This is a genomic window from Variovorax soli NBRC 106424, assembly GCF_001591385.1.
Lineage (GTDB): Bacteria > Pseudomonadota > Gammaproteobacteria > Burkholderiales > Burkholderiaceae_C > Variovorax > Variovorax soli.
The window spans coordinates 1-8103 of the sequence record NZ_BCUU01000158.1 but is presented as its reverse complement, the minus strand read 5'-3'; the positions used below and the strand labels follow the sequence as shown (position 1 = coordinate 8103).

The window sequence follows — 8103 nt, the reverse complement described above, 5'->3', positions numbered from 1 at the left end:
GGCAGTTCCCTGCTGCTTGGCAGCCGCGCCCTGCGCAGGCGCCTCGCGCTTGGGCAGCGGCTCGGCCGGCACATCCTTGGCCTGCACCGGCGCGCCCGGCGCCAGGCGCAGGAAGCCGTCCACGACCACCCGGTCGCCGTCCTTCAGGCCTTCGCTCACCAGCCATTGGTCGCCCATCCAGTCGCCGGCCACCACGGGGCGCTGCTGCGCCTTGTTGTCCTTGTCCACCGTCCAGACGAAGGCGCCGCGCGGGCCTTGCTGCACGGCACGCTGGGGCACGATGATGGCGCTGGGCCTGGAGAAGCCGATCACGTTGACCCGCACGAACTGGCCGGGGCGCAGGGTTCCCTGCGGGTTGGGCAGTTCGGCGCGCAGCAGGAAGGTGCCGGTCTCCTGGCTGAAGGATGCATCCGCGAAGGTGATGCGCCCACGCGCCGGGAACACCGAGCCGTCGGCCAGCACCAGTTCCACTTCGTAGTCGTCGCGGGGCGCGGCCAGCAGCAGGCCTTTCTTCACTTCGTCGCGCAGTCGAAGACTCTCGTTTTCCGACAGGCTGAAATTCACCCGCATCGGATCCAGCCGCGCCACGTAGGTCAGCAGGTTGTTGGTGGCATTGATGTATGCGCCGTCCTGCACCTTGGCAAAGGAGCTCAGGCCGGCCAGCGGCGAATTGATGGTGGTGTAGCCCAGGTTCAGGGTCGATTCCGCCACCTTGGCCTTGGCGGCTTCCACCGCGGCCGCGGCGGCCTGTTCCTGGCCCGTGGCGTCGTCCAGGTCCTTGGCGGCCAGGGCGTTGTCGGCCACCAGCGGCTTGACCCGGTTCAGGTTGGCGCGCGCGGTGGTCAGCCGCGCCTGCTGCTGCGCCAGCTCGCCCTTGGCCGCCTGCAGGTCGGCCTCGAAGGGCTTCTTGTCCATCAGGAACAGCACCTGTCCCGGCTTGACGAAGCTGCCTTCGGTATAGACGCGCTTTTCAAGAAAGCCGTTGACCCGGGCCCGGATCTCGACCTGCTGCGAGCTCTCGGTCTGGCCGACGAACTGGAAGGCGACCGGCACCGTCTGGCCCTTGACCGTCAGCGCCGAGACCGCCGCTGTGCGCGGGCCGGTGGGCGCTGCTTCCTGTTTCGAACACCCCGACATGAACACCGAGGCTGCCAGTGCCGCCAGTGCCAGGCATCCCGCCGCGCGACGCATTCCACCTTGTTGTTGCCGGCTGCTTTCCGGAACCTTCGACCATGGCCGAGGCGCTGTATTCATCACTGACCCTCCTCGAGTCTTTGTCGCTCGAATTTGTTGGAACGGGTAATGTAAGGTGTAAGCGCTCATGACTGGCAACAGTCGTGGAACGGCATACAACAGTTGTGAGCGGGCCTTGCCTAGAAGCGCCCGTCCGCGTGTAATCCGTGCCAAGCAACCACAAGAAGTGCCACACATGCACCCACTGTTTTCGCTCCGCAACTCTTTGGCAGGGCTCGGCCTTTGCGCCGCGGCGGGCCTCGCGCAGGCCCAGGACACACTCACCCTCTACGGCGTGGCCGACATGTATGCCGAAGGCATCTGGGGCGGCGGCGGACGCATTTCGCGCCTGCAGTCGGGCGGCCTGTCGGGCTCGCGCCTGGGCTTCCGGGGCCGCGAGAACCTCGGCGGCGGCCTCGATGCCGACTTCGTGCTCGAAACCGGCCTGAACATGGACGAGGGCACCTACGGCCAGAACGCCATCTTCGGCCGCCAGGCCTACGTGGGCTGGGGCTACGAGCCCTTCGGCCGCGTGATGCTGGGGCGCCAGTACTCCAGCCTGTACCGCCTGTCCGACGAATTCAGCGTGTGGTCCAACCTGTCCAACGGCCCCAGCAGCGCGGTGGTGGGCGGCTTCGGCGGCTACGAGCCGGTGCGCGGCTCGTCCGACAGCGCCACCGGCAACGGCGGCCCGGCGCGGCTGAACAATTCGGTGCGCTACGAGTCCCCCGTGTGGGCGGGCTTCCGCTTCGGCGTGCAGGGCGGCTTCGGCGAAGTGGCCAACGACACCGGCGGCAACCGCGTGGCCGACGCCTACGTGCGCTATGCGCAGGGGCCGGTCGCCATCTCGGCCGCCATGCTGGACGACAAGGGCGGCAGCGTGACGCCCGACGCGCACCGGCGCAGCTGGATCGTTGGCGGCACCTACAGCTTCGGCAGCCTGCGGCTCAAGGGCGCCTACCTGGACGTGGACGATCGCACCCCCGCCAACCAGGACGGCAGCGGCTGGTGGCTGGGCGCCGACTACCGGCTGGGCGTGAGCCTGGTGAAGATCCAATACGTGGTAAACAAGCCGCGCTACATCGACAACGCGCGCACCGAAGGGCTGGGCGTCGGCTACGAATACTCGCTGTCCAAGCGCACCACGCTCTACACGGGCCTCACGTATTTCCGCAACCAGGAAGGCGCGGGCCTGGGCCGGGCGTCCTTCTCGATTCCGACGGGCGTCACCAGCACCACCGACAACGATCTCACGCAGTGGATCGGCGGCATGCGCTTCACCTTCTGATGGACGAACTCTCGGCGGTGTTCACGCGCCGGGGCGATGCCTGGCACCCCAGCGTGCTTTCGCGCGGCCCATGGGATCCGCGCGCGCAGCACGGCGGCGCCCCGTGCGGCCTGTTCGCGCATGTGGCCGAGCAGGCCATGGGCGAACCGGGCTGGCAGCTCGGGCGCCTCACCGTGGAACTGGTGCGGCCGGTGCCGGTGAGCCCGCTGCGCACCGAACTGGTCAAGCAGGCCTCGCGCGCCACGGCACGGCTGTCCATCGACCTGTTCGACGGCAGCACCCTGGTGGCCCGCGCGCATGCACTCATGCTGCGCCAGCAAGCCATGCAACTGCCCGAGGATGTGCCGGGATGGACGCCCGATCGCCTGCTGCCCCTGCCCGCAGACTGCGGCGAGAAGCTGCGCATCCCGGGCCTGCCCGAAGGCGTGTCGTTCTACAGCAGCGCGGTGGAAACCCGCCTCGCCCAGGGCGACCCGTCGCAGCCCGGCGGCGGCGCGGCGTGGTTCAGGCTGGTGGTGCCTTTTGTCGAAGGCATGCCGACCTCGCCGGCCATGCGCGCCATTGCCGCGGCCGATTTCGGCAACGGCCTGAGCTGGGTGCTGCCGGCCAGGCGCTTCGTCTTCGCCAATGCCGACCTCAGCCTGCACCTGCACCGCCAGCCGGTGGGCGAATGGATCGGGCTGCAGTCGCAGACGCAGGCCGATGCCAGCGGCGCGGGCCTGACCCTGTCGCGGCTCTTCGACGAGCAGGGCAGCATCGGCGTGGCGGTGCAGACGCTGGTGCTGCGCGAGCGCAGCTGACGCGCTGCTTCAAAGCGTCTGGATGAGGGCCATGATGTTGCCCTCGCTGTCCTTGAACCAGGCGGCCTTGGCGCCGCCGGCCGTGTAGATGGGCGCATCCGCCGCCCGGCCCGGCATGTCGTATTCCTCGAAAGCCAGGCCGCGCGAACGCAGCTCGGCCACTTCGCGCTCGATGTCGGCCACCTCCCAGAAAGCCTGGCTGGCCGCCGAGGTACCCGCGTTGGGGGTGGGATAGAGAAAGCACGCGGTGCCGCCGGCGCACACGTAGGTCACGCCGCCGCCGATCTCGCGCGAAGGCCTGAAACCCAGCTTCTCTTCATAGAAGGCCCGCGCACGCGCCACGTCCTTGGCGGGAATGTAGGAGTACATGAGAGCGTCTTGCAGCATGGAATCTCCTGGCAGTGTTCGTTGGTGGGAAATCGAACCGGCCATTGTCCGCGCCGCCCTGCCCTCGCGCTGCGACCGCTTGGCCGCGAGGGTCTTCGGCTCAGCGCCGCGGCCCGCCCGCCGCGGCGGACAGCGCATGCAGGCGCCGCGCCAATTGCTGGTCTTCGAAGCCCTGCGCCACATGCTCCACAAAGGCCCGCGTCTTGGCCGGCAGCTGCTTGCGGCTGGCATAGTAGATCGAGATGGCCCCCAGGTCCGCATACCAGCCGGGCACCAGACGCACCAGTGCAGCGCTTTCGAGCAGCGGCAGCGCGGTGGACAGCGGCACCAGCGCCACGCCCAGCCCGAGCACTGCGGCCCGGCAGGTGGCGGCGGGGTCGTCCACGATGACCTGCTCGCGCGGTTGCGCCGGCACTTCGGTGCCCGAGGCGTCGCGCATGAGCCACTGGCGCACCCGGCGCGTGCGCGTCGAACGCAGGGCGATGCCGTCGAACTCGGCCAGTTGCGAAGGCTCGGCCGGCATCTTTCGCCCCTGCATGAACGCCGGCGACGCCACCGCCACGATGTGCGCCGGCGCCAGCGCGCGCGCCACCACGCCGGGTGCCAGCTCGAAGCCGCCACCCACGGCCACGTCGAAGCCCTCGGCCACCAGGTCGACCTGCCGGTTGTCGAATTGCCAGTCGGGCCGGATGGCCGGATAGCGCGCCAGGAAGGACGGCAGCAAGGGCAGCACGTAGTCCATGCCGAAATTCGGCGCGACGCTCACCTTGAGCACGCCGGCCGGCTCGCCGCTGTGCAGGGTCATGCCGGCAATGGCGGCCTGCACGCCGTCCAGGTGCTGCTCCACGCCCGCGAGAAAGCGCTCGCCCGCCTCGGTCAGCGTGAGCTGGCGCGTGCTGCGCTGGAACAGGCGCTGGCCGATGTTGCGCTCCAGCATGGCCACGTTGCGGCTCACCGCCGCCGGCGTGAGCCCGAGCCTGCGTGCCGCGCCGGAGAAGCTGCGCGCATGGGCACTGCGCACGAAGGATTCGAGATTGGCCAGGGTTTCCATTCCCACTCACCTTCAACGATTGCTTGAAAAATATTCCATCAATTCTCCACTACCGAAGAAGCAATCGAAAACCCAACATTCGCTCCATCCACACAACTTCCCTGGAGCGAATCATGGAAAGCAGCAAGAACAACCTTCCCCTGGCCGGCAAGTCGGCCCTCGTCACTGGCGGATCGCGCTCGATCGGCGCGGCCATCGCGCGGCGCCTCGCGGCAGACGGGGCGAAGGTGGCCATCACCTACAGCGCCTCGCCCGACAAGGCCCAGGCGGTGGTCGCGCAGATCGAGGCGGCAGGCGGGCGGGCGCTGGCCATCCAAGCCGATGCGGGCAATCCGGATGCGGTGCGTGCCGCAGTGGCGAAAACTGCGCAGGCCTTCGACGGCCTGGACATCCTGGTCAACAACGCCGGCATTGCGCAGTGGGCGCCCATCGAGCAGGTTTCCCTCGAGGACTACGAGCGCATGCTGGCGGTGAACGTGACCGGCGTGTTCGTGGCCACGCAGGAAGCCGCGCGCGTGATGAAGGCCGGCGGGCGCATCGTGCACATCGGCAGTTCGATGACGCGCTACGCGGTCTTCGGCGGCGCCTCGATCTACACGCTGACCAAGGGCGCCGTGGCCGGCTTCACCCGCAGCCTGGTGCGCGACCTGGGCCCGCGCGGCATCACGGTGAACACCGTGCACCCGGGCCCGACCGATACCGACATGAACCCGGCCGATGGCGAGGCCGCGAAGCTCGTCGGCCCCGGCATCGCCATTGGCCGCTACGGCCGGGCCGAGGAAGTGGCCAGCATGGTCGCCTACCTGGCCAGCCCCGGCGCGAGCTTCGTGACCGGTGCCGACATCGTGGTCGACGGCGGGCTCAGCGCCTGAAGTTGCTCAACGCACCTTGGCGATCTGCGTCAGCGGCTTGATGCTGGTGTAGTTGGGCACGTCGCTGCGGATCGCCTTGGCGTTCGGCCCGAAGGCCTCGTAGAAGGCGGCGGTCGACTCGAAGTACATGTGCACCGCGGCAACGAAGAGCGGGCGGCTGTCGGGCGCGGCGCCCGAGAGCCCTTCGTCGATCTCCACCTTCAGCAGCGCCGCGCCCAGCAGTTGCTGGCACAGGGGCACGTGCTTGTCGATGTAGTAGTCCATGTCGAAGGTGCTGCCTTCGTCGTTGGGATAGATCACCGAGACCTTGATCATGATGGAATGGCTCCTGTTCTTTCGAAGTTCAAGCGCGCTTGGCCACCAGCGTGAGGATGTCGTAGCTGGCCACCAGCTCGCCGTCCTGGTTGGTCACTTCCACGTCCCAGGCGACCACGCCCTGGCCCACGCCGTTGGCATCCTTGCGGTTGCGGTCGATCTTGCGCTTGCAGGTCAGGCGCGCGCGGATGGTGTCGCCGATGCCCACCGGCTTGACGAAGCGCAGCGTGTCGAGGCCGTAGTTGGCCAGCACCGGCCCCGGTGCGGGCGACACGAACAGGCCCGCCGCCGCCGACAGCACGAAGTAGCCGTGCGCGATGCGCTTGCCGAAGGGCGATTCCTTGGCCGCGATCTCGTCGAAGTGCATGTAGAAGTAGTCGCCCGAGATGCCGCCGAAAGCCACGATGTCGGCCTCGCCGACGGTGCGGCGGTGCGTGAGCAGCGAATCGCCGATGGCCAGGTCCTCGAAGTGCTTGCGGAACGGGTGCAGCTCGCTCTCGTTGAGCTTGGCGCCGCGCATGTATTCGCCGGTGATGGCCGCGATCATGCTGGGCGAGCCCTGCACCGCCGTGCGCTGCAGGTAGTGCTTGACGGCGCGCACGCCGCCCAGTTCCTCGCCGCCGCCGGCGCGGCCCGGGCCGCCGTGCTTGAGCTGCGGCAGCGGCGAGCCGTGGCCGGTGGATTCGGCGGCCGCCTCGCGGTCCAGCACCAGGAAGCGGCCATGCAGTGCCGCCACCTGCGGCACCACCTTGGCGGCGATGCCCGGGTCGCGTGTGACCAGCGTGCCCACCAGGCTGCCGCGTCCGCGCGCCGCGAGCGCCACCGCTTCGTCGATGCCGTCGTAGGGCATGAGCGTGCTGACCGGGCCGAAGGCCTCCACGTCATGCACCGCGTCGTGCGTCAGCGGGTTGCGCGAGAGCAGCAGCGTGGGCGCGAAGAAGGCGCCCTCGTCCACGCCATCGCCCACCGGGGCGAAGCCGTCGCGGTCGCTGAACACCAGCTCGGCGCCCTTCATCAGTTCGGCCACGCGCTCGGCCACGTCGTTGCGTTGCGCGTGCGAGGCCAGCGCGCCCATGCGCACGTCCTCGCGGCCGGGGTCGCCCACCACCGTTTTCGCCAGGCGCGCGCGCAGGCGCTCGGCCACGGCATCGAGGTGCTGGCGCGGCACGATGGCGCGGCGGATCGCGGTGCACTTCTGGCCGGCCTTGACCGTCATCTCGCGCGCCACCTCCTTCACGAAGAGGTCGAATTCCTCGTCGTCGGGCGTGACGTCGGGCGCGAGGATGGCGCAGTTGAGCGAATCGGCCTCGGCATTGAAGCTGATCGACTGGCGCACGATGTTCGGATGCACGCGCAGCTTGGCGGCCGTCTCGGCCGAGCCGGTGAAGGTGACCACGTCGCGGCCGTCGAGCCGCTCCAGCAGGTCGCCCGTGCCGCCGATCACCAGCTGCAGCGCGCCCTCGGGCAGGATGCCCGATTCATTGATGAGCCGCACCAGCGCCTCGGTCAGGTAGCTGGTGGCGGTGGCGGGCTTGCCGATGCAGGGCATGCCGGCCAGGAAGCTGGGCGCGAACTTTTCCAAAAGGCCCCACACCGGGAAGTTGAAGGCGTTGATGTGCACGGCCAGGCCATGGCGCGGCACCAGGATGTGCGTGCCGGCAAAGCTGCCCTTCTTGCCCAGCGGGATGGCCGGGCCTTCGTGCACCACGTTGCCCGAGGGCAGCTCGTTGCCACCCATGCCCGCATAGGCGGCCAGCGTGCCGGCGCCGCCTTCGATGTCGACCCAGCTGTCGGCGCGCGTGGCACCGGTGTGGGTGGAGACGGCGTAGAGCGTTTCCTTGTGCTGGGCCAGGTACTTGGCCAGCGCCTTCAGCCGCTCGGCGCGCTGCTGGAAATCGAGCGCCAGCAGCGCCGGCAGGCCCTTGTCGCGCGCATGGGCCACGGCCTCGCCGAAGTCGATGGCCTCGGCATGCGTGCGCGCCACCACCTGGCCGTTGACGGCGCTGCGCAGTTCCTGCGCGGCTTCCTGGCCGATCCAGCGGCCGGCGATGTAGCTTTGGAGCGTAGTAGTCATGAGCAATGTCCTTTGCGTGTTGCTCCTTCCCCCTCTGGGGGAAGGCTGGGATGGGGGCATCTGCGTCATGGAAAGGCCGCCGT

Annotated in this window: 8 protein-coding genes; 3 read left to right on the top strand and 5 right to left on the bottom strand. The window is 69.0% G+C overall.

The window, feature by feature from the left end; translation table 11 throughout:
- Positions 1–1191 (bottom strand): efflux RND transporter periplasmic adaptor subunit (locus VSO01S_RS25250; RefSeq protein WP_068645525.1); only part of this gene is annotated, 1191 nt, incomplete at its 3' end.
- A 238-nt stretch (positions 1192–1429) separates the two neighbouring features.
- Between VSO01S_RS25250 and VSO01S_RS25245 the strand changes: the two genes are divergently transcribed.
- Together VSO01S_RS25245 and VSO01S_RS25240 are read left to right on the top strand one after the other, a co-directional pair.
- Entirely contained in the window at positions 1430–2521 is a 1092-nt protein-coding gene (locus tag VSO01S_RS25245) for a porin (protein WP_068645524.1), read from the top strand.
- Complete coding sequence (locus tag VSO01S_RS25240; protein ID WP_068645523.1) at positions 2521–3321, top strand: thioesterase family protein; 801 nt, start codon at positions 2521–2523, stop codon at positions 3319–3321. Before VSO01S_RS25245 ends, VSO01S_RS25240 begins: the two co-directional genes overlap by 1 nt.
- A 9-nt stretch (positions 3322–3330) precedes the next feature.
- Here the strand turns inward: VSO01S_RS25240 and VSO01S_RS25235 are convergent, their stop codons facing one another.
- Both VSO01S_RS25235 and VSO01S_RS25230 read right to left on the bottom strand, forming a co-directional pair.
- Positions 3331–3708 carry a VOC family protein gene (locus VSO01S_RS25235; RefSeq protein ID WP_068645522.1) on the bottom strand — a complete coding sequence of 126 codons (378 nt, stop codon included), beginning with the start codon at positions 3706–3708 and terminating at the stop codon, positions 3331–3333.
- A gap of 100 nt (positions 3709–3808) precedes the next feature.
- Positions 3809–4759, bottom strand: coding sequence for a LysR family transcriptional regulator (locus VSO01S_RS25230; protein WP_068645521.1), 951 nt, complete (start codon positions 4757–4759; stop codon positions 3809–3811).
- A 113-nt stretch (positions 4760–4872) separates the two neighbouring features.
- Here VSO01S_RS25230 and VSO01S_RS25225 point away from each other — a divergent pair, with 113 nt between their 5' ends.
- Complete coding sequence (locus VSO01S_RS25225) at positions 4873–5631, top strand: 3-oxoacyl-ACP reductase family protein (protein ID WP_068645520.1); 759 nt, start codon at positions 4873–4875, stop codon at positions 5629–5631.
- A 6-nt stretch (positions 5632–5637) separates the two neighbouring features.
- On the opposite strand, the gene VSO01S_RS25220 is transcribed toward VSO01S_RS25225, so the two are convergent.
- Positions 5638–5946 (bottom strand): EthD family reductase, encoded by a 309-nt coding sequence (locus VSO01S_RS25220; RefSeq protein ID WP_068645519.1) that lies wholly within the window; start codon positions 5944–5946, stop codon positions 5638–5640.
- A 28-nt stretch (positions 5947–5974) separates the two neighbouring features.
- On the bottom strand, positions 5975–8020 hold the full coding sequence (gene paaZ / locus VSO01S_RS25215) for a phenylacetic acid degradation bifunctional protein PaaZ (RefSeq protein ID WP_068645518.1): 2046 nt from the start codon (positions 8018–8020) through the stop codon (positions 5975–5977).
- Between the last annotated feature and the right edge of the window lie 83 nt (positions 8021–8103).